This window comes from Vibrio sp. 10N.261.51.F12, from assembly GCF_041471725.1.
GTDB lineage: Bacteria > Pseudomonadota > Gammaproteobacteria > Enterobacterales > Vibrionaceae > Vibrio.
The window spans coordinates 21,509-41,963 of sequence record NZ_JBFROV010000043.1; the positions used below are offsets into that span (position 1 = coordinate 21,509).

The window sequence follows — 20,455 nt, forward strand, 5'->3', positions numbered from 1 at the left end:
TAAATAAAAAGAAGTTTATCGCTTAACGTCGATAAGCACGCCAACTTAACAGCCAAAATGTGATACCGACAACACCAGAAACAATGGCGAACTGCTGGTAGGAGCCCTCAAGCAATATGGCCGAGCATACGATTAATGTTGCACCCACACCAAATAAAAACTTACCAGTCCCTTGTTGCCGTTTTGTTTCACGATAACCGTGATACAACATGTCAACACGTTGATTCATCATACGACCTTGTTTCAAGCTATCGTACAACAACTCCGGTAATTCAGGTAATTTTTCTGCCCAAAACGGCGCGCGTTCCTTAATGCCATTAATCACGGCTTGTGGCCCAACTTGATTGGCCATCCATTTTTCTAAAAATGGCATCGCGGTTTCCCACAAATCAAGTTGAGGATAAAGCTGGCGGCCTAACCCTTCAATATAAAGCAGCGTTTTTTGCAACAAGACTAACTGAGGCTGAACTTCCATATTAAAGCGGCGAGCCGTGTTGAATAGGTTCAATAACACGTGACCAAAAGAAATATCACACAATGGCTTGGCAAAAATAGGCTCGCATACCATGCGAATAGCAAACTCAAACTCATCCACATTGGTGTCGGCGGGAACCCAGCCTGAATCAACATGCAATTCAGCCACCTTGCGATAATCACGATTAAAGAAGGCTAATAGATTCTCGGCTAAATATCGTTTGTCTTCACTATTTAGCGTTCCAACGATACCGCAATCTAGTCCAATCCACTTGGGATTCTCTGGATGTTCATAACTAACAAAAACATTTCCGGGGTGCATATCAGCATGGAAGAAACTATCGCGGAATACTTGCGTGAAGAACACCGTCACACCACGCTCAGCTAACAGCTTCATATTCGTGCCGTTTTCTTGCAGAGTAGGAATATCACTGACCTGTATGCCGTAGATCCGCTCCGAAACCATGAGGCTTTCACTGCTAAAATCAGGGAGGACTTCTGGGACATATAGCTCTTCACTGCCCTCAAAGTTACGCCTAAGTTGAATAGCATTCGCAGCCTCTCGGCGCAAATCTAACTCATCAAGCAGGGTTTTCTCATATTCTCGCACTACCTCGACCGGTTTTAATCGGCGCGCTTCAGGCAAGGCTTTGGCTACGATACCGGCCAACCGGTACATTAGCTTTATATCCGCGTCAATCACTGGGCGGATATCAGGGCGAATGACTTTAAGAACGATCTCTCGACCATTCTCTTTTAACGTCGCCGTATGTACTTGTGCGATCGAAGCAGAAGCCAGCGGCTGAATATCAAAATCACTGAACCACTGTTCAACAGGTCCACCAAGCGCTTTTTCAATGTGAGTTTTCGCAAGTTCCCCATCAAATGCCGACACCTGGTCTTGCAATAAAGCTAGCTGATCCGCGATATGAGGAGGAAATAAGTCGCGACGCGTTGACATCATCTGACCAAACTTAACCCACACAGGACCAAGCTCTTGCAGCGCCAGACGTAAACGCTCACCCAATGGCTTTTCTGGGTGCACATTCTTAATCCAAAACAAAGATTTACGAGCTAGGATTGGGACTTTGGTTAATTGGTGAGTTGGAATGAGCTCGTCCAATCCAAATTCCAATTGAACTTTAACAATCTGATACAGGCGCTTTATTTCACTCGGAGTCATAGTGGCTCCGGGTGATTGTCTGAGAGTTCAATGACAGGCGCTGTGGTTGATTCCAGCAGACGTTCAATACGAATGGAAAATTTATCCACTGCACTGCGTACATCATCTACTTGGTCACAAAATGCCGCAATTTCCAATGGCGCCGGTGCAATTTTCCACTCTTCAGTCAGCACTTGCCCAAAATGGTCTTGATGCTTACTGACCTGAGAAGAAACCAAACTCAATGCGCCCTTAGCACTTTGTACCAAGCTATGAGCAACAACATCTCCTGTGACTCGAGACAGCCATTCCTCTAAATCAGGTTTACTATCTGTCATTAACTGAGCGAATTTTTGCGCGAGCTGAATATCCCCCTCTAATTCAAGCTTATCTTGCTTAATCAGTTGGGTAATATTGGCTTGCTCTTTGAGCTCCGGTAATACCGACAAATTCAGTGACAATGAGCAATCCGCCACGCCTTCATAGTTAGCCAGGACATCGATTTGATGACTGAAAATAAAGGTCAGCGATTTATTAAACTCACGCAAATGAATTTGAATCGCTTGACCTTTCAGACGTGATACGCGCTTAACAAGCTCATCATCATCTTGAATTAAAGTATTGAGTGTGGTTTCCACCACCGCTGTCACTAATGGATCAAATGGCATCTTGCTATCCCTTAGAATTTGTAGCCACGGTGCAAGGCAACAATACCACCGGTCAGGTTGAAGTATTTAGTATGCTCAAAACCGGCGTCTTGCATCATGCTTTCTAGGGTGACTTGATCGGGATGCATACGAATAGATTCAGCTAGGTAGCGATAGCTTTCCGCATCATTTGCCACCAAATCACCAATTTTAGGCAACAAGTGAAAGGAGTACGCGTCGTAGATTTTTGACAACGGCTCTAGAATTGGTTTAGAAAACTCGAGCACCAACAAACGGCCACCGGGCTTAAGGACACGGTACATTGAACGCAAGGCTTTATCTTTGTCAGTCACATTACGAAGACAGAAGCTAATCGTAATACAATCAAAATAGTTATCAGGAAACGGCAACTCTTCGGCATTTGCTTGTACGTAATGTACATTGCCGACAATCCCGGTATCTCTAAGCTTATCTCGGCCGACATTTAACATTGAGTTATTAATATCAGCCAAAATCACATGGCCTTGGTCACCAACAATACGAGAGAATTTTGCAGTCAAATCCCCTGTGCCGCCACCCAAGTCAAGAATGCGCTGGCCAGGTCTTGCGCCGCTGCAATCAATCGTAAAGCGTTTCCATAAACGATGGACACCGCCCGACATCAAGTCGTTCATAATGTCGTATTTAGCCGCTACTGAATGAAAAACCTCGGCCACACGTGTGACTTTTTCACCCTTAGACACGGTTTCGAAACCAAAATGCGTGGTTTCATCTTGTTGATTTACTTGATTCGATTGTGCGTTAGTATCCGTCATTATTCTTCCTCATACGCAGCGCGACATTACCCCGGCGCTGCCGACGGTCAGTTTACTTTATCCGACTCTGGTTGTCTTTCCACCAGCGCATCATTTTGTGCAATTTCTGTGACCGACGATGAAATTGAGCGTTTCACCTCCACACCTAGTTGTTTAAAGCTTTCAGCCTGACGAATGGCATTGCCACGCCCAGTGGCTAACTTGTTCATTGCGCCTTGGTAGTTTTGGTTGGCTTTATCCAGTGCGCCACCCAAGGCTTCCATATCATCGACAAACAATCTTAGCTTGTCGTAAAGCTTGCTTGCCTTATCGGCAATGACCTGAGCATTTTGGTTTTGTCTTTCATTGCGCCAAAGGTTGTCTATCGTCCGTAACGCTACGAGCAGAGTCGTTGGACTTACCAAGATAATATTGTGCTCCATCGCGTCTTTGACTAAGCTCGGATCTGCCTGAATCGCAAGCTGAAAAGCGGGTTCTACAGGGATGAACATCAAGACATAATCCAAAGAACGGATCCCACGCAATTGGTGATAGTCTTTTTGTGATAGACCGCGAATGTGGTTTCGCAATGCCGATAAATGGTCTCGCAACGCCTGCTCTTTTTCTTCGTCCACTTCCGCATTGAAGTAACGCTCAAAAGCAACCAGCGCCATTTTAGAATCCACGACGACTTGTTTATCTTGAGGAAGGTGCACAATGACATCGGGTTGAAAGCGTTTACCTGCTTCATTTTGCAGATTCACTTGGGTTTCATATTCATGCCCCTCTCGCAGTCCTGACTCTGCCAGTACGCGCGCAAGAACAACCTCACCCCAATTGCCTTGTTGTTTGTTGTCCCCCTTAAGCGCCTGTGTCAGGTTCATCGCTTCTCGGGTCATTTGGTCATTTAGTTTCTGTAAGTTTTTGAGTTCATGGACCAGCGTATGGCGCTCTTTCGCTTCTTGGTTAAAGCTGTCATTCACTTGTTTTTTGAAGCCTTCGAGCTGCTCTTTTAGTGGCGTCAAAATACCATCAAGGCTCTGACGGTTTTGCGCATCCACTTTGTTTGTGTTCGCTTCAAGTACTTGATGGGCCAAACGCTCAAACTGCTCTTTCAGCCTTTGCTCTGACTGCTCAAGTAGATGGCGCTTTTCATTGTCTGAACGCTGTTGTTGCTGGAACGTCGCAATCTGCTCACGCAATTCTGTTTCCGAAGCAGAGCGGGCCTGACGGACACGTTCAAGCTCTTCAGCGTATTGCTGACGCTCTAATTTCACCGCCTCAAAGTAACGCAGTTTTTCTACCGCCGCCATGACCTTGCCATGAGCTTGCTTAAGCTCAAAAGCCGATTTGTCGCGCTCATCATCGAGCTCATCAAGTTCTTGTTTGGCGTCTTTCAATGCAGATTGTAAACGATCGATGTCTTGCGTCATTGCCATATGCGCCATTTGCGCTTTTTGTTCCATCATTTCCGCCATTTGACGGGCTTTAAAATGGAAAATGGCTGCCGCAGAAAACCCTAAGCAGGTTGAGACAGAAGTGATTGAAAGTAGGAGGGTTTGATGTTCAATTATCCATTGCATTGTTGGCCAGCCATCAGCATTTCTCTAACGCTAATGGTAATTTATACTGGATAAATGTCCAGTTTAATTACAGTTTTCTCAGCTTCAAGCGTGAATTAATGATGTCTTCGGTTAACTTCTGATCGCGTTTTGCCTTTTCATACTTTTGTTTGCTTTGCCAGCGCTCAAGGACCAGCTCTAAGCCATGCACCCTCTGAGATTTTTTTTGCAGCTGGTTTTGTATGGCATGACATTCAGCCTGCATAACGGCCTGCTCGTGCGTCTGGTGATGCAGCATGGTTTGCAGCATTCGGTCTACCATCGTCATATTCATTAAACTCAGTCGACAAGACCTTGATGGTCCCTGTGCCTGATGAAACGACTTAAGCTCCGTGAGTGCATTGAGTCTGGCTTGCAAGGCTTCGCTTTGTTGTCGTGCACATTCTAATTGCGAACCAATCCGATCACGCTGCGCCTCTTCAACAAGCGTCAGAGTCCCTACCGCTCTAATTTTACTCTCCATGATGGCAGTCCTTATGATTAAAGCTTGGCCGCAAACGCATGATTAGTTCATCGCCTGATCGTCAGCAAACATGTGCGCTAATTGCGCTAAGCTATCGGTATAACTTACGGCTTCCTGCGCGCTCTGCAATAAATAGGTTTTTAACTGTGGATGCATTGCAACCGCACAATCAAGATCAGGGTCTTGTCCTGGTTGATACCCCCCCAAGGGCAGTAACTCTTTCACCTGAAGGTAACTTGCATAGCGTTGCCTAAATTGGTTCGATATTGTTTGATGGGCAGGTTGTGTACAAGCATTCATGCATCGGCTAATAGAGGCATTGATGTCGATGGCCGGGTAGTGTCCTTGCTCTGCCAGGGCTCGTGACAACACAACATGGCCGTCTAATATCGCACGTGCAGAATCAACAACCGGGTCTTGCTGGTCATCCCCTTCCGCCAATACAGTATAAATCGCGGTAAGACTGCCATCTGGATGTTCACTGTTACCTGCTCGTTCTAACAACTGTGGTAAGACGCTAAAGACAGAAGGTGGATAACCACGTGAGGCAGGGGGTTCGCCTAATGCTAAGGCGATCTCTCTTTGTGCCATGGCGTAGCGCGTTAATGAGTCCATCAGTAGCAAAACATCTTTTCCTTTGTCACGGAAGTATTCCGCGACACGATGGCACAATAAGGTTGCTCTGAGTCGCATCAATGGCGACTCATCCGCCGGGGCCGCAATAATAATCGCTTTACGTCTTGCCTCTGGGGTGAGATTGCGCTCTACAAACTCTCGAACCTCACGACCTCGCTCTCCGATAAGCCCAACCACAATGACGTCGGCCTGTGTATTTTGCGTAATCATCCCCATCAAGACACTTTTCCCTACGCCACTGCCTGCCATCAGTCCAATGCGTTGCCCTTTACCCACCGTCAACAACCCATTGATCGCACGAACACCCACGTCTAATGGGGTATCGACTGGTCGGCGTTTTAAGGGATTAATGGGCTGCGGTTCAAGAGAAACACGATCCCCCCCAGTTAAAGGAACACCATCATCCAATACCTCACCCAAGCCATTCACAACTCTTCCAAGCCAGTGATAGCCTAAATGCACATGGCTATCCCCCTCCAACGGAATCACTTTTGCGCCTGCAAATAAGCCACCTAAGCGGCGGATAGGCATAAGATAAGCTACGGTATGATCAAACCCGACAACCTGCGCTTCAATCATATCGCCTTCTGCGGTTTCGACTAAGAATCGTTGTTCTAGTTTAAAACGACAACCGACCGCTTGTAGCATCAAGCCATTAACCTTGACCAGCCTCCCCGTCACCTTTGCAATTGGGACAGTCTCTAGCGACGCCATCGCATCATGCAGTCTATTGGCCAGTGGCACCGAAGAATAACTAGTCATTATCATGCTCATTGGTGGCGGGTAACGCCTCATCAAGAAGGTGAGTTTTAACGTTATCCATGCAGGTTTCTAAACGCGAATCACAGCTAGCATCCGCTTCGGCATCATCGGTAACCAAATGACACCCACCAACCGGCAGCTCTGGCTTGGCGACCAGCTTCCAATGAGCCGGTAAATCAGCATTAATATTGGCAATACGCTCTAGGTCCTGCGGGTTAAGATGTACCATCACTCGCTCTGTTTTACCCGGCATCGCCTCAAGGGTTTCATCGACTAGCGCCAATATTTGTTGTGGCATAAGCGTGAGCTCTGCGCGAATCACTTGTTGGGCAACCTTTTGTACCAACTCACAGATTACGTGTCTCTGCTGTTGCTCCTTTTCTTCTTGCCAGCGTTCTAGGTGATGGTGGATCTCATTCACGGGTTTAATCGCATCGAGAAAGGCCTGTTTCCCTGATTGCTCTCCAGAGACAAACCCTTTTTGAAAACCTTCTTTTTGCCCGTCAAGTGCGCCTTGAAGACGGCCTTGCTCCATGCCTTGTACAACGCCTTCCTGGTGCCCTTGCTCAAGGCCTTGCTGAAACCCTTCCTCCAATTTTTGCTGTACATCGGCTTGTGACGGCCCGTCACCCCACGTCATGTCCGATGAAAAGTCATCGTCTTGAATGGCGGGCGCAACCGGAGGAAAGCGATGTGGTCGATAATCCGACGCCGCCAGTCTCAGTATTGGTTTACTCGTTGTTCGCCCTTGAACTGAGCATCTTTGGGTCAACCGCTCTTGAGTGGTGAAAGCACCATGCTCTTGGTTATGCATTCTGGTTTTCTGAGACATGCGTTATTCCACCGTTTGTTCTTCGTACAACAACAGCTCGATTTCTCCAGCCTCAGACATCGCCTTGACCAATTGCATGATCTCGGTGCGCGCACGCTCTACTGCACTGACAGGTACCGCGCCTCTCATCTGCATGTCGTCTTCCAAGGCCTGAATTAATCGTTGTGGCATTGAGCGTTTAATGGCTTGCTGTAAGGTAATGTCGGCACCTTTCAAGGCTGCCCCCCACAATTCAAGCGGTATCTGTTGTACCAGTCGGTCCATCGTGTCTTCTCGCTGCCTGCCGAGAACCATAAAGTCGAACATGTTCTCTTCTATCTCATTCACCACGTCTTCATCGTGAAGCTTAAGCATTTCCATCAGCATGGCTTTGTCACCCGAGAAACGATTAATAATATCGGCAACCTGTTTCACCCCCGACAGTGGGGCGCTTTGACTACTAGAAACATGTTCAATACAACGCTCAATTAAATCATTTAAATCGTTGGCAACATCATGCTCAATCTCTTGTAGACGGGCGATGCGATACAACAGCTCATCGTGATAGTCTGCGGGCAAATGTTCCAACACCTTCGATGACGTTTCAGCCGGCAAATAGGCCAAGAATATGGCCTGCATTTGAGGATGCTCTTGTGAAATAAATCGCGCCAGAATTTCTGCATCGACCCACTGTAGTCGCTGCATATTATTGCGAATTTCATCGCCATACAGGTTATTGAGCAGCCCTTTCGCTAAATCATTACCCAGTGCCTTGCGAAGCGTATTAGATAAATAAGCCTTAGAGGCACCACGAATCCCACTATGCTGACGAAAATCATCAAAGAAGTGTTGGATGACCTGCTTAGCGCTGTCGCTTTTGATCCCACTGAGCTTTGCCATAGCCTTCGTCACACGTTGTGTTTCATCACGAGTAAAGTGTTGGAATACTTGCGCGGCTGCATCCTCCCCCATCCCAAGAAGCACCAGTGCCGTGCGCTCTACATGACTAAGCGTTGCTGGTTTTAACTGCGCTGTTTTCATTCACATTCACCCATTGTTTAAGGACTTCGGCAACACGCTCAGGTTCTTCATTGGCGATAAGTTGCAAGTGCTTTAATTGAATCTCTAATGGCGAACCAGCTGGCGGCAGCATGTCGCTGCTGGCGTCCAGACCTGAGGAGGTTGACGTAATGCCTTTTTCAGACAATTTACGATTGAGCATCTCTTCTCGCGCTCGCTCTTCTTTGGTTTGCAGGTTTTCTTGATAATCATCTTGTGGAGGGTCGGCAAAATCGAGCATGTCATTACGCTGATCAGCGCCAGTGAGATGCATAATCAATGGCCGCAATACAAAGAAGATCATCGCCATGCCCAACAGCCCACCGATGACATATCGTAGTGGCTGCTGCACCGTTGGGTCTTGCCACCACGGCATTGTAGGCGCCGCTTCAATCTCGATCGGGGTAAAACTAAAACTCATCACATTTAAGCGATCGCCTCGTGCAGTGGATATCCCAACCGCATCCATGACCATCGCCGAAATTTGTGTTCTCTCTGCTTCCGTCCACGCGGTTCCATTTGGTGCCGCCGCTTCATTGAGCAACACTGACACACTCAGCTGTTCGACTGCACCTTGTTGATATTGTGTACGACGAATGCTACTTCCGACGGCATACTGACGATTCAACTCACTGCGTGCATTGGTATTCTTGCTGTCTTGTGTCGCGACCTCGCCCGTTACCGGCGGTTGGTTACTGAGCGCGCCGGGGATCCCGAGTGCAATATTATCAATGCTGTTATTTTGAATACTGTGTTCTGTTCGCACAACGGGCGCCGAGTCAAGAATTTCCTGCGTCTCTTCGACTTGACTAAAGTTAAGATCGGCAGCGACCTGCACTCGGTAATTACTTGGGCCGACAATCGGCGTCAGCATATCGGCAGCACGTTGTATCACCTGCTTCTCTACGCTTTTTTGATAATCTAAGTACTTGGCATTGACCTTACCGGCCTCCATTGAACCGATATCAGCACTGAGCAAACGACCATACTGGTCAATCACTGAGACAAATTCCGGCTTCATTGCGGTCACACTGCCTACCACAAGATTGATAATCGCTTCTACTTGTTCCGGTTTAAGATCATCGCCTGCTTTTAACTCAATCATGACCGAGGCTGATGGCTCTTCACTTTGCTGACGAACGAACAGCGTTTGACGTGGAATGGCGAGATGCACTCGTGCATTGGTAATCGCATTTAAAGAAATGATGGTGCGAACCAATTCCCCTTCTAATCCATGTCGATAGCGAGCGTTTTCCATAAACTGACTGGTGCCCAGCGAGCTGTCTTCTTTCAGTGCATCTAAACCCGTTGGCAGTTGCGCTTTTACTCCCTTTGCGGCCAAGAGCATACGAACCTTAGCCACTTGGCCTTCGGCCACCATCACCTGCCCGTTCTGCTCTTGGAGGCGATACGCAATGCCTTCAGCTTCCAATACTGAAATGATTTCACCAATATCGAAACGCTCTTGTTGGCTATACAGTGATCGGTAACTTTGTGAAGAACTCCATAGCGCTACGACAATGATGGCAGCAACAATGGCGGCTAATACTGCAGAAAGCACTAGGTTTCGCTGTGAACTCGACCACAGCTGTTTTAGCTTATGATTCATATCACCCGCATTAACAAACGTCTGTTTTTTTGCGGAAGAGGGCTCGGAAGATGCCGAAGCTGGTATCACTTGTGAGGTTAATTCTGACATCATCTACACCGGCATCTTCATGATTTCATCAAAGGAAGACACCACCTTGTTGCGAACCTGCATCAACGCGGAGAATGATAAGCTCGCTTTTTGGCTGGCAACCATCGCGCCAACGAGGTCATCACTTTGCCCCGTTTCAACCGCCGACATTTTATTGCTCGCCAACGACTGGTGTTCATTCACGCGATCAAGTACCCCTTTCATTGCACCAGAAAAAGACATGGGCGCAAGGGGTTGCAATGTGTCCACCGGATTAGAAGACACGACAAAATCTGGTTGTATTTGATGCTGCATGGATTGCAGCTTGGTCAGCATGAGTTGTTCCGCTGAGACCATATTACTGATAGGTTGCATCGCCATCACACTTCTCCTTTATGCAGCCGACCCTAACGCCGACTGTAAATCAATTCCTTGCTCGCGCATCGCCGCTAGTTTGTAGCGCAGTGCTCGTGTTGACACCCCAAGGGCGTCGGCTGTTTTGGTACGATTGCCGCCAAAGTGACGCAGTTGTTCTAAGATAAATTGGAACTCTGCTTGCTTCTTCACCTCAACATGACCAAAAATGGCACTGCCTGTGCCACTTCTCACCGGCAATTCTGATTTACCCCCCTGTTTCATCATGGAGGCGTCACCTGGCAACATCAGATCATGGGCCGTAATGTAATCACCGTGACGCATCACCAGCGCACGCTGAATCACATTCTCAAGTTCACGGATATTACCGGGCCAGTGATACTGGCTTAGGGCAGACTGTGCATCTTCCGACAAGTGGCAAGACGTCTTTTCTTTGTATTTATTAATGAAGAAATGACTGATCGGCAAAATGTCATCTTTACGCTCTCGCAGTGGCGGCCAATACAAAGGCAATACATCAAGGCGATAATAAAGATCTTCACGAAAGAGGCCTTTTTGAACCTCACTTCTTAGGTCTTTATTGGTGGCAGCAATCACTCGAATATCGAGCTTTATCGCCTTGTGACTGCCCACTCGCTCTACTTCTCTTTCTTGTAAAACACGCAATAGTTTGGCTTGCACAGCCGGTGACATTTCGCCGATTTCATCCAACAAAATCGTGCCACCATTGGCCTCTTCAAACTTGCCACTTTGAGAGGCTAACGCCCCAGTAAAAGCGCCTTTAACATGACCAAACAGGACCGCCTCCAACATGGATTCGGGAATAGCAGCACAATTCACCGCAACAAACGGCCCCATCGCACGAGGAGACTGATCGTGTACATAATGGGCTAATACCTCTTTGCCCGTTCCCGATTCGCCAGAGATCAACACGCTTGCGTTGGTACAGGCGGCTCGGTGGGCCAACTGCAATACCTGTTTGCTACGCCAAGACTCCGCGACGATATTCGCCATCGGCTTCTCTAACGCCTCGACTCGATGAAGCAAATTGGTTAGCTGCCTATCCTCAAATGGGCGTAATAAATAGTCCGTCGCACCCGCTTTCATTGCCTCAGCCGCTAACAGGCCCTGATCTTGACCGACAATCGCGATTGCGACCCCTGAGTTAGCCTTGCGCTGCTGACAAATGATCCACTCACGAACACTCATATCCGGCAGGTTTGAACTCACCAAGTTAATGACGGCAGGCGCTTCCATTAATGCCGCACGCCCTGTTTTAACATGTCGAACAGTGAAGCCTTGTTGATGCAAAACTGTCATCAAGGCGCGAGCGTCGTTGTCGCAAGGCTCTACCAGTAAAATGTCCTTATTCATTTCAGCGCTACCTCTGTTTTCTCATCCTGAGAAGACATTAATGGATGTATCGATTTATCTACCGATTGACGAATAACTCTCACGGTCACCCGTCTATTCTTAGCCTGCCCAATTTGAGTCGTGTTGCTGCTGATCGGATAGCGGTCCCCGTGTGCTCTAACTTCAATTAACGGATCGGGTATCCCTAGATCGAGCAATATGCTGGCAACGTCATCGGCTCGAATTCGTGATAGTTGCAGATTGCCCATTGATGACCCCACGTTATCGGTATGCCCATCGATCAGTACGCGCTGCACCGTCTTATCTGATTGGATATAACCCGATAGAGACTTCAACACCGCGCGTTGTGAGGCATCTATCACACGCTGCCCGACTCGAAAGCTCAGCTCGATATCTCGAGCCTGCTCATAAGACATGCTCGGTAACGTACGTCGACATTGGTTGAATTGTGTATAAGCGTGATCAACTCGTGTAGAAGGGATGGTTAAGCTGTCGCTAGAGGGTTCACGAGGGGATGATTGCTTATAGTTTGATGAAGCGTTCGCTGGGTTAGACATTGCGAGAGCAGTACCGACATGACGAGATTCTATGCGCATCCACGCACCATTAGAAAATGCTTTAATGAAGGATTCTATTCCCTGTTGAAATTCCAGCATTTCTGTCTGATTACGTATTGAACTAGCAACTTCTCGTCTTTGGGCAGGGGTCTGCCATGGAGGGGATAGTTGAACTAAAACGGCCTGTGAAAAGTCACCCATTGTCACCATTAATGACATGGGGCGATTAGGTTCCGCTAGAAAGGAAATATATTCCGCATCCGATGCTGAATAACGAAGCTGACATTTAAATTCCGTGTCAATAAACTCCCACTCAACAACATCCATTGGAATAATAACATCATTAGCAAGTGAGATATTACCCCCAAAAAATGCACTTAAAAATAGCAAAAGCGGAAGTATAACTTCCGACCGGAATATGCCATACAACTTCCTAAATGAAATAGATTCATTTAAATAAACATAACACTCTCTAGTAAAGCAAATAATCATATTTATACCAGTTCTGATATGTAACAATATGTATAATAACTCACAACCAGTCATTAACATAAAACAAAGCGATAGAATAACTTACAAAAACAATACCTTAATAATCCAAAGATTTTTTTAAGCCTATTTTTAATACTGGCCTGCATTGTTTTTATATTTTTTAATATTTATTATTCCATCAAACTAACCTCATTCATTTATTATTTAAAGATGCTTTCATAAGACACAAACAAACATATGAACCAAGTTCACACATTTATATATTTCAACTAAAAATAAATAAAAAAAACAGAGTAGACTAATTAAAACACGCCTGACTAATAATTTAGATTATTGATATTTAGTCACGTCAATATCTTAATCATGTTTTGGTGAAATTATGAGTACTGTTCATTCTTCAACGTCACATCAAGCCCCATCACTCAGTGTCGAATTGCTGGGTAAGCCGATTCATATTGTCAAAAACAAGTTAGAGCAAGAATGTTTACACGCCAGTCATACACTACGCCAAGCGTTACAATCTTGGCTCAATAGTTCTGACGTTTATGTCAACGTCGAAACGCTGACATTAACTGAAGAACCACCCGCGGCAACCAATCTCATCAGCTATAGTGTCCTGCAGCACAACTCTGGGGGACGGCTTTCCGTTAACCTCACTGATTCATTGCTCGTGCGTCTTGCTGATCATTTTTATGGGGCAAGTATCGAACGCACGACTCAAATACTGACCGCGAGTGACTTACGGTTACAAGAACGGATCGCACAGCTGATCAGCACTTGGGTGGCACCAACCGAGCAATGGCAAACCACCGAGACTCCTCCCCACAATGGCATGGGGATCATCGCGACTTTACGTATCCGTTATCCACACCCTACTCATCATGATGCTGAGGCCGTACTCATGATTCATGTGGATAGTGTCTTGATTCAGACGCTCATTGATGAATTGGCGCTGACGCCCAGCCCACATATTGCTAGCGACTTTCAATATGCTTTACAAAGCACACCAGTACGACTCAACGTTCAACTGAGTAAGACAGAGCTGCCTTTGACACAAGTGCTCAATCTTCAACCGAACGACATTTTACCGATTGATTTGCTGACCTCTGCCCCCGTCCATATTGGCAAAGAGCGCCTATTTACGGGCCGTGTGGCGGAGCAAGATGGACAACTGGTTTTGATTTTAAATAATGACAAGGAAAGCAACCAATGAGTGATACCCCTGACCACACTGCATTTGATGGTGATGAGCTACGATTTGATGACTTTCAATTAGAAGGATTTGATACCGATGCGCCTATCGGTGATCCAACGCCCGCCGAGCGTGATCTTAGCTTTTTTAAGAGCATTCCAGTTACCGTGACACTTGAGGTCGCGAGTAGAGAGATCGCCCTTGGCGAATTAATGAGTGCAGGAGAAGGCAGCGTTATTGAATTGGACAAACTGAATGGCGAACCACTGGACGTTAAGGTCAATGGCTCTTTAATGGGTCACGCTGAGGTTGTGGTTATCAATGATAAATATGGCTTGCGATTGATCGATGTTGTGGATTCAGCACTAACGACGATGGGCCAATAAGTGCGACAGTATTGCCTCATCGGTTCTAACCCCGCACGCACCTCACGCAGGCCTTCATTTGGGGGCATGCTAACGTGGTGCGTCATTGCCTTACTTTGTGCAATGAGCCTTCCCGCTGCGGCTGATAATGGATTAACCTTTCTCACCGTCAACGATGGTCAGTCCGATCAAGCGTACAGCGTTAAGCTACAAATATTACTATTGATGACCGCGCTCAGCTTTTTGCCAGCGTTCATTTTAATGGCCACCAGCTTCACCCGCATCATTGTCGTTCTGGCCATCCTTCGACAGGCGCTAGGCTTGCAACAAAGTCCACCCAATCGTGTTTTAGTAGGCATCGCTCTCAGCTTAAGCATCCTCATCATGCGTCCTGTCTGGACTGAGGTCTACGACGACGCTTTTCAGCCTTACGATAATGGCAAGATCACGCTGATGCAGGCTTTTTCCACCGCAGAGAAACCGGTCCGGAATTTCATGCTCGCACAGACTCAACAAAACGCTTTAGAACAGATGTTGCGTATTGCCAACGAGCCACTCGACCAAAACGTCGAAGACATTTCTTTTGCTGTCATACTGCCTGCCTTTGTGATCAGCGAGCTTAAAACGGCTTTTCAGATTGGATTTATGCTGTTCATTCCGTTTCTCATCATCGATCTTGTGGTTGCTAGTGTCCTCATGGCGATGGGGATGATGATGCTATCACCGCTCATCGTCTCACTGCCATTTAAGCTTGTGGTGTTTGTATTAGTCGATGGCTGGGCCATGACGGTTGGCACCCTCTCAGCCAGTTTTGGTTAGCATAAAGGAAGCACGATGACCCCAGAAATGACCGTCACGCTGTTCTCCAATGCCATTTGGCTGATCATCAATATCGTGATGGTGTTGGTACTGCCCGGACTGGGAGTGGGCTTAGTGATTGCTATCTTTCAGGCGACCACTCAAATCCAAGAGCAAACCTTAAGTTTTTTACCACGACTGATTGCCACGCTATTAATGGTGATCTTTACCGGTCATTGGATGCTACGAAAAATCATGGAATTGTTTGATTATTTATTTCATAACATTCCAGGAATGATCGGCTAATGCAGCTTACTTTTGCCGATCTCTCACAATGGCTTGGACAGCTTTGGTGGCCCTTCTTTCGAATTGGTGCCGCCTTTCTTTCTATGCCATTTTTTGGTGACGCGCTGATTCCACTTTGGGTAAGAAGCCTGTTAGCACTCTCTATCGTGGTCATCACCGCGCCACTCATGCCAGTCATGCCAGCGGTTGATTTATTCTCAATGACATCCTTATTCCTAGCCTTCGAACAAGCCTTGTGGGGGCTATTTTTTGGGTTGATTCTGCATCTGTTTTTTTCCATTTTCACCATGCTAGGTCAAATTGTCTCCATGCAAATGGGACTTGGCATGGCCATTATGAATGACCCCGTCAACGGACTCTCCGTGGCTATCCTCGGGCGTATTTTCTTGTTGTTATCAACGCTGCTCTTTCTCGCCCTAGAGGGGCACTTATTGGTCATCGATATTCTCGTGCAGAGCTTTGTCATTTGGCCTGTTGGCTCAGGGCTAAGTATGAACGCGCTACATCAAGTCATTGCTTTGTTTGGTTGGATGTTTGCGTCGGCGCTGGCTTTAGCTCTACCTGCGATCGTCTCTATGCTTTTGGCGAACATCAGTTTTGGTGTGATGAACCGTGCAGCGCCTAGCCTTAATGTCTACGCGCTTGGTTTTCCAATGACCATGTTGCTTGGCTTGTTTAGTATTTTACTCACCGTCAGTGGTATTCCTAGCCGCTACACGGCGCTGGTTCATGAGGTGTTGCGTCACTTAAATACCTTTGTTGTGGGGGCGATATGAGCGAACAATCGAGTCAGGATAAATCTGAAAAAGCGTCACCACAAAAAGTTAAGAAGGCCCGCCAAGAAGGACAAATCCCACGCGCCAAAGAATTCACTTCAGCGGTCATATTTGTTGCGGTTGCCTTGTATTTTAATAGCCAACTGCCACAAATATGGATGCAGATCTCTGGGGTTTTTCGTTTCAATATGAGCCTAACTCGTGAGGACCTCGACAACCCCATGCAGTCAATTGAGCACCTTGGTCATAGCCTTGGCATTATTATCGAGCTGCTGTTGCCGATGTTTGTGGTCATTGTCATTGTGGCCGTGGCGAGCAGTTTACTGTTAGGAGGCTGGATATTTCGTCCGGCCAACGTTCAACCTAAATTGAGCAAAATCAGTCCGCTTGCTGGGCTAAAACGCATGTTCTCAACACGTTCTATCGCGGAGTTGCTCAAGTCGACCTTCAAGGTGGCTATCATCTTCGCCCTGCTTTATAGCTACCTCAATAGCAATATCCAAAACCTCTTAGGCATGCAGCAACTTACGCTGAATCAAGGCGTAACGCTCATTATGAGCATTTTATTTGAAGGATTACTCTTGATGGGCGTGGCGCTATTAATTTTTGGGGTTGTCGATATCCCTTACCAGCGCTGGGAGCACCTTAAACAACTAAAAATGACCAAACAAGAACTCAAAGAAGAATACAAAAGTAACGAAGGACGTCCAGAGGTCAAGCAACGCATTCGCCAAATCCAACAGCAATTTGCCCGCAGAAAAATTGAAAAAACCGTGCCAAAAGCTGATGTGGTGATCACAAACCCCACTCATTATGCTGTCGCTCTTAAGTACGACACCACTTTATCAGACGCCCCGTTTGTCGTGGCAAAGGGCGTTGATGAAACCGCGATGCATATTCAACGCATTGCCCGAGAAAATCATGTGGAGATCTTGCACTCACCACCACTCACGCGATCGATTTACCACACCACCGCCATCGAGCAAGCGATACCGAGTCAGCTGTACATCGCGGTCGCGCATATTCTCACGTATGTCATGCAGCTCCGGTCATTTCGCAATGGAGCCGGAGGCAAACCTTTACCCATACCATCATTTTCAATCCCCAAGCATTTGCGGCACTGACGTATGACGTTATTCACGAATTGACTGACACACTTATTAACGCACGAACGAATAGAGAAAAGGAATCTTCATGTTAAACCGACTCAAGCACATTCAGCGGTCCAGCAAAGGGTACATTGCTATCCCTGTGGTGTTGCTGATGATCCTGGCGATGGTCATTTTGCCACTGCCCCCTCTATTACTCGATGCCTTATTTACCTTCAATATTGTGCTCGCCATATTGGTTCTTCTTGTCAGTACCACCGCGAAGCGCCCATTAGATTTTTCTATCTTTCCAACCATCTTGCTTATCGCGACCCTAATGCGGTTAACCTTGAACGTCGCCTCTACTCGCATTGTCTTACTCGAAGGGCACCAAGGAGGCGATGCCGCGGGTAAAGTCATCCAAGCCTTTGGTGAGGTCGTAATTGGCGGCAACTACGTTGTCGGTATGGTGATTTTTGTTATCCTCATGATCATCAACTTTGTGGTGATTACCAAGGGTGGCGAGCGTATCTCCGAGGTATCAGCACGTTTCACCTTAGATGCCCTACCCGGTAAACAAATGGCGATAGACGCCGACCTTAATGCTGGCTTGATCGATCAAGAGTCAGCCAGACAACGTCGTCAAGAAGTCGCCAACGAAGCCGATTTTCACGGCTCAATGGATGGGGCCTCTAAGTTTGTGCGCGGCGATGCCATTGCCGGATTAATGATCCTATTCATCAATATCATTGGTGGTATCAGTATCGGGGTGTTTGAACACGGATTGGCCGCGTCAGAAGCCTTCAAAACCTATGCACTACTCACCATTGGTGATGGCTTAGTTGCACAGATCCCATCCCTGCTCCTCGCCACTTCTGCCGCCATTATCGTCACGAGAATCAACGACAGTGACAGTGGCATGGCCGAAACCATGCAAAAGCAACTGCTGGCCACACCCTCAACATTATTTACTGTTGCTATTGTCATGCTGATCATTGGCATGGTGCCGGGTATGCCGCATCTAGCCTTCTTCACTTTCGCCGCTGCCTTGGGTTTTGCCGGCTGGCGACAATCCAAATCCATCCCTGCCGATCCCCAACTCGACGAAGTGGCCGCGATCTCCCAAGCCATGCACGACAATCCCGATGTCGCCTTAGTGTGGGAGGACATTCCTCACGTGCAAAGCCTATCGCTTGCCTTGGGTTATCGCTTAGTGCATTTGGTCAACAAAGAACAAGGGGCGCCCCTTACACAACGTATTCGCGGCGTGCGTAAGAATCTCTCAGAGCAAGTAGGCTACCTGCTGCCCGAGGTGGCGATTCGCGACAACCTGAACTTAAAACCCAACCAGTACACCTTATCGCTGAATGGCGAGATTATTGAAGAAGGGATGATTGAACCCGACCGTTTAATGGCGATTGCCGTCGGCGAAACGTATGGTGAGATCGATGGCATCTTAGGCAGTGACCCTGCTTATCACCTTCCAGCCGTGTGGATCACCCATCAGGATAAAGCCAAGGCATTGAATATGGGCTATCAAGTCGTGGACGATGCGACAGTGATTGCCACTCACATCAGTAAAATCATGAAGACGCACCTAGCCGAGCTATTCAATCATGATGATGTGGATGCTATGAATCTACGGCTTACCCAGCAAGCCCCCAAGCTTTCTGAGGCACTGAGTGCAGCATTAAGCTTGTCACAACAGTTAAAGGTGTACAGACAACTGCTTGCCGATCAGGTTCCTCTCAAGGATATTCGCACCATTGCCAACACCATGCTGGAATCCGCCGAGAACACCAAAGACCCCATTTTATTAGCCGCTGATGTTCGTTGTGCTCTGCGACGTACCTTGGTCAATTTGATCGCTGGCCAGCGCAAAGACCTCAACGTGTATGCCTTATCGGATGAACTAGAACAGATGCTAATGACCTCACTGCAACAAGCACAGGCCAGCGGTACCGTCATGCTTGATAGCTTTCCTATCGAGCCCAACATCCTCAATCAATTCCAACAAAACATGCCGCTTATCAAGCAACAACTTAAGCAGCAAGGGCTGGCACCGATTTTATTGGTGATGCCGCAATTAAGACCGTTGTTGGCACGCTATGCTCGCACCTTTTCGCAAGGTTTAGCTGTCCTGTCATATAACGAAATACCCGATAACAAACAAATAAATGTGGTAGGCAACCTTGGATAATCTCACTTCAAATCAAGCGCTGTATCAGTATCTCAGTGAGTTGATTGGTCAACATGTTGTCACAGAAGATGACCAACTGATTTTTTCTGCATTCAAAGCCAATGACATCCATCATGCATGTCAGGCCATTCGAGATACCAACACCGGCGATATCGTCTATCAGCACCTGACGCTTCGTTTCGGCAGCCAAAGTGAGCAAAGTGTTTACCTATTTGATCTCTCGCCTTGCATGCGATTTTGTCTCGATCTCTACAGCCTTTATCTCGCGCTGCGCCAAACCAAGTTTCAAATAGAAACCTTCCATCCCAACTTCATCAGCAATGTGGTCGTCCCCATCAGTCATGACGCGTTGATTTGGGCGCCGGGGCATTATTATTTCAATCAAATTATCCGCTTTCATGCCGGCGCGTTTTACCACATCATCCCCTCGCTGCAACTCGGCGAGACCAGTACATTACATCCAACCACCTTAGCCATTACGAATACGATCAAAGAATTCGCCTTTGCCTTGTGGGTCGACATCGCACCATCCCAATCCACATTCGATGACCTACTTCCCCTTTCTCCTGATGCTTTTAAGGTCGCGGTGACCATAGAAAGCAAACAAGACCGAACCGCGTTATTACCACTCGTCCGTTTTTGCCGTCGCAATAACATTCAATGGATTGCAGGCCGAATCTGCAATCAAGAGGAACTCACTCAATTTAAGCGACTGGGTGCGAGTTATTACTTTGGTTATTTCAGCGACCTCCCCACGGCAATGTCATTTCGATCATTTGGCGATGCACATAATGAAGAGATATGAGGGTCTAGGGTCTAGGGTC

General features: G+C 47.2%; 19 protein-coding genes and 1 pseudogene. 8 read left to right on the forward strand and 12 right to left on the reverse strand.

Annotated elements, in window-relative coordinates:
- Positions 1-22: 22 nt before the first annotated feature.
- The 12 genes and pseudogenes from ubiB to AB4405_RS21625 form a co-directional block, all read right to left on the reverse strand.
- The gene (gene ubiB / locus AB4405_RS21570; protein WP_372062773.1) at positions 23-1,657 is read right to left on the reverse strand and encodes a ubiquinone biosynthesis regulatory protein kinase UbiB; all 1,635 of its coding nucleotides are present in this window, start codon (positions 1,655-1,657) and stop codon (positions 23-25) included.
- Positions 1,654-2,304: an SCP2 domain-containing protein gene (locus tag AB4405_RS21575; protein ID WP_372062774.1), complete on the reverse strand. Its 651-nt coding sequence runs from the start codon at positions 2,302-2,304 to the stop codon at positions 1,654-1,656. Before AB4405_RS21575 ends, ubiB begins: the two co-directional genes overlap by 4 nt.
- Positions 2,305-2,315: 11 nt before the next feature.
- Entirely contained in the window at positions 2,316-3,098 is a 783-nt protein-coding gene (gene ubiE / locus AB4405_RS21580) for a bifunctional demethylmenaquinone methyltransferase/2-methoxy-6-polyprenyl-1,4-benzoquinol methylase UbiE (protein ID WP_372062775.1), read from the reverse strand.
- Between the two features lie 47 nt (positions 3,099-3,145).
- A pseudogene (gene rmuC, locus AB4405_RS21585) lies at positions 3,146-4,471 on the reverse strand (DNA recombination protein RmuC); the annotation flags it as partial.
- Positions 4,472-4,727: 256 nt separating this feature from the next.
- Entirely contained in the window at positions 4,728-5,162 is a 435-nt protein-coding gene (gene fliJ / locus AB4405_RS21590) for a flagellar export protein FliJ (protein WP_372062776.1), read from the reverse strand.
- Positions 5,163-5,204: 42 nt separating this feature from the next.
- Positions 5,205-6,560 carry a FliI/YscN family ATPase gene (locus AB4405_RS21595; protein WP_372062777.1) on the reverse strand — a complete coding sequence of 452 codons (1,356 nt, stop codon included), beginning with the start codon at positions 6,558-6,560 and terminating at the stop codon, positions 5,205-5,207.
- Entirely contained in the window at positions 6,553-7,392 is an 840-nt protein-coding gene (gene fliH, locus AB4405_RS21600; protein WP_372062778.1) for a flagellar assembly protein FliH, read from the reverse strand. Before fliH ends, AB4405_RS21595 begins: the two co-directional genes overlap by 8 nt.
- Positions 7,393-7,395: 3 nt before the next feature.
- A complete protein-coding gene (locus AB4405_RS21605; RefSeq protein WP_372062779.1) occupies positions 7,396-8,412 on the reverse strand; it encodes a flagellar motor switch protein FliG in 1,017 nt (338 codons plus the stop codon).
- On the reverse strand, positions 8,378-10,129 hold the full coding sequence (gene fliF, locus AB4405_RS21610) for a flagellar basal-body MS-ring/collar protein FliF (RefSeq protein WP_372062786.1): 1,752 nt from the start codon (positions 10,127-10,129) through the stop codon (positions 8,378-8,380). Before fliF ends, AB4405_RS21605 begins: the two co-directional genes overlap by 35 nt.
- A 3-nt stretch (positions 10,130-10,132) precedes the next feature.
- Positions 10,133-10,489, reverse strand: coding sequence for a flagellar hook-basal body complex protein FliE (gene fliE / locus AB4405_RS21615; protein WP_102470909.1), 357 nt, complete (start codon positions 10,487-10,489; stop codon positions 10,133-10,135).
- Positions 10,490-10,501: 12 nt separating this feature from the next.
- The gene (locus AB4405_RS21620; protein WP_372062780.1) at positions 10,502-11,857 is read right to left on the reverse strand and encodes a sigma-54-dependent transcriptional regulator; all 1,356 of its coding nucleotides are present in this window, start codon (positions 11,855-11,857) and stop codon (positions 10,502-10,504) included.
- A complete protein-coding gene (locus AB4405_RS21625) occupies positions 11,854-12,741 on the reverse strand; it encodes an OmpA family protein (protein ID WP_372062781.1) in 888 nt (295 codons plus the stop codon). Before AB4405_RS21625 ends, AB4405_RS21620 begins: the two co-directional genes overlap by 4 nt.
- Before the next feature lie 544 nt (positions 12,742-13,285).
- On the opposite strand from AB4405_RS21625, the gene AB4405_RS21630 reads away from it, so the two are divergent.
- The 8 genes from AB4405_RS21630 to AB4405_RS21665 all read left to right on the forward strand — a co-directional run bounded on the left by AB4405_RS21630 (position 13,286) and on the right by AB4405_RS21665 (position 20,436).
- Entirely contained in the window at positions 13,286-14,119 is an 834-nt protein-coding gene (locus tag AB4405_RS21630; RefSeq protein WP_372062782.1) for a FliM/FliN family flagellar motor switch protein, read from the forward strand.
- Complete coding sequence (gene fliN, locus AB4405_RS21635) at positions 14,116-14,484, forward strand: flagellar motor switch protein FliN (RefSeq protein ID WP_102470905.1); 369 nt, start codon at positions 14,116-14,118, stop codon at positions 14,482-14,484. The genes AB4405_RS21630 and fliN overlap by 4 nt, the downstream gene beginning before the upstream one ends.
- Positions 14,485-14,550: 66 nt before the next feature.
- Positions 14,551-15,282, forward strand: a complete 732-nt coding sequence (gene fliP, locus AB4405_RS21640; RefSeq protein WP_372062787.1) for a flagellar type III secretion system pore protein FliP — start codon at positions 14,551-14,553, stop codon at positions 15,280-15,282.
- A gap of 15 nt (positions 15,283-15,297) precedes the next feature.
- Positions 15,298-15,567 (forward strand): flagellar biosynthesis protein FliQ, encoded by a 270-nt coding sequence (gene fliQ, locus AB4405_RS21645; protein ID WP_102470903.1) that lies wholly within the window; start codon positions 15,298-15,300, stop codon positions 15,565-15,567.
- Complete coding sequence (gene fliR, locus AB4405_RS21650) at positions 15,567-16,343, forward strand: flagellar biosynthetic protein FliR (RefSeq protein ID WP_102470902.1); 777 nt, start codon at positions 15,567-15,569, stop codon at positions 16,341-16,343. Before fliQ ends, fliR begins: the two co-directional genes overlap by 1 nt.
- Positions 16,340-17,467, forward strand: coding sequence for a flagellar biosynthesis protein FlhB (gene flhB, locus AB4405_RS21655; RefSeq protein ID WP_372062783.1), 1,128 nt, complete (start codon positions 16,340-16,342; stop codon positions 17,465-17,467). The genes fliR and flhB overlap by 4 nt, the downstream gene beginning before the upstream one ends.
- Before the next feature lie 70 nt (positions 17,468-17,537).
- Positions 17,538-19,631: a flagellar biosynthesis protein FlhA gene (locus AB4405_RS21660; RefSeq protein WP_372062784.1), complete on the forward strand. Its 2,094-nt coding sequence runs from the start codon at positions 17,538-17,540 to the stop codon at positions 19,629-19,631.
- Entirely contained in the window at positions 19,624-20,436 is an 813-nt protein-coding gene (locus AB4405_RS21665) for a diguanylate phosphodiesterase (RefSeq protein ID WP_372062785.1), read from the forward strand. The genes AB4405_RS21660 and AB4405_RS21665 overlap by 8 nt, the downstream gene beginning before the upstream one ends.
- Positions 20,437-20,455: the final 19 nt, after the last annotated feature.

What these genes read in the sequence shown, in the direction of transcription:
- ubiB (WP_372062773.1), bottom strand. Translation starts at nt 1,657, where the DNA reads ATGACTCCGAGTGAAATAAAGCGCCTGTATCAGATTGTTAAAGTTCAA.
- AB4405_RS21575 (WP_372062774.1), bottom strand. Translation starts at nt 2,304, where the DNA reads ATGCCATTTGATCCATTAGTGACAGCGGTGGTGGAAACCACACTCAAT.
- ubiE (WP_372062775.1), bottom strand. Translation starts at nt 3,098, where the DNA reads ATGACGGATACTAACGCACAATCGAATCAAGTAAATCAACAAGATGAA.
- fliJ (WP_372062776.1), bottom strand. Translation starts at nt 5,162, where the DNA reads ATGGAGAGTAAAATTAGAGCGGTAGGGACTCTGACGCTTGTTGAAGAG.
- AB4405_RS21595 (WP_372062777.1), bottom strand. Translation starts at nt 6,560, where the DNA reads ATGACTAGTTATTCTTCGGTGCCACTGGCCAATAGACTGCATGATGCG.
- fliH (WP_372062778.1), bottom strand. Translation starts at nt 7,392, where the DNA reads ATGTCTCAGAAAACCAGAATGCATAACCAAGAGCATGGTGCTTTCACC.
- AB4405_RS21605 (WP_372062779.1), bottom strand. Translation starts at nt 8,412, where the DNA reads ATGAAAACAGCGCAGTTAAAACCAGCAACGCTTAGTCATGTAGAGCGC.
- fliF (WP_372062786.1), bottom strand. Translation starts at nt 10,129, where the DNA reads ATGTCAGAATTAACCTCACAAGTGATACCAGCTTCGGCATCTTCCGAG.
- fliE (WP_102470909.1), bottom strand. Translation starts at nt 10,489, where the DNA reads ATGGCGATGCAACCTATCAGTAATATGGTCTCAGCGGAACAACTCATG.
- AB4405_RS21620 (WP_372062780.1), bottom strand. Translation starts at nt 11,857, where the DNA reads ATGAATAAGGACATTTTACTGGTAGAGCCTTGCGACAACGACGCTCGC.
- AB4405_RS21625 (WP_372062781.1), bottom strand. Translation starts at nt 12,741, where the DNA reads ATGGATGTTGTTGAGTGGGAGTTTATTGACACGGAATTTAAATGTCAG.
- AB4405_RS21630 (WP_372062782.1), top strand. Translation starts at nt 13,286, where the DNA reads ATGAGTACTGTTCATTCTTCAACGTCACATCAAGCCCCATCACTCAGT.
- fliN (WP_102470905.1), top strand. Translation starts at nt 14,116, where the DNA reads ATGAGTGATACCCCTGACCACACTGCATTTGATGGTGATGAGCTACGA.
- fliP (WP_372062787.1), top strand. Translation starts at nt 14,551, where the DNA reads ATGCTAACGTGGTGCGTCATTGCCTTACTTTGTGCAATGAGCCTTCCC.
- fliQ (WP_102470903.1), top strand. Translation starts at nt 15,298, where the DNA reads ATGACCCCAGAAATGACCGTCACGCTGTTCTCCAATGCCATTTGGCTG.
- fliR (WP_102470902.1), top strand. Translation starts at nt 15,567, where the DNA reads ATGCAGCTTACTTTTGCCGATCTCTCACAATGGCTTGGACAGCTTTGG.
- flhB (WP_372062783.1), top strand. Translation starts at nt 16,340, where the DNA reads ATGAGCGAACAATCGAGTCAGGATAAATCTGAAAAAGCGTCACCACAA.
- AB4405_RS21660 (WP_372062784.1), top strand. Translation starts at nt 17,538, where the DNA reads ATGTTAAACCGACTCAAGCACATTCAGCGGTCCAGCAAAGGGTACATT.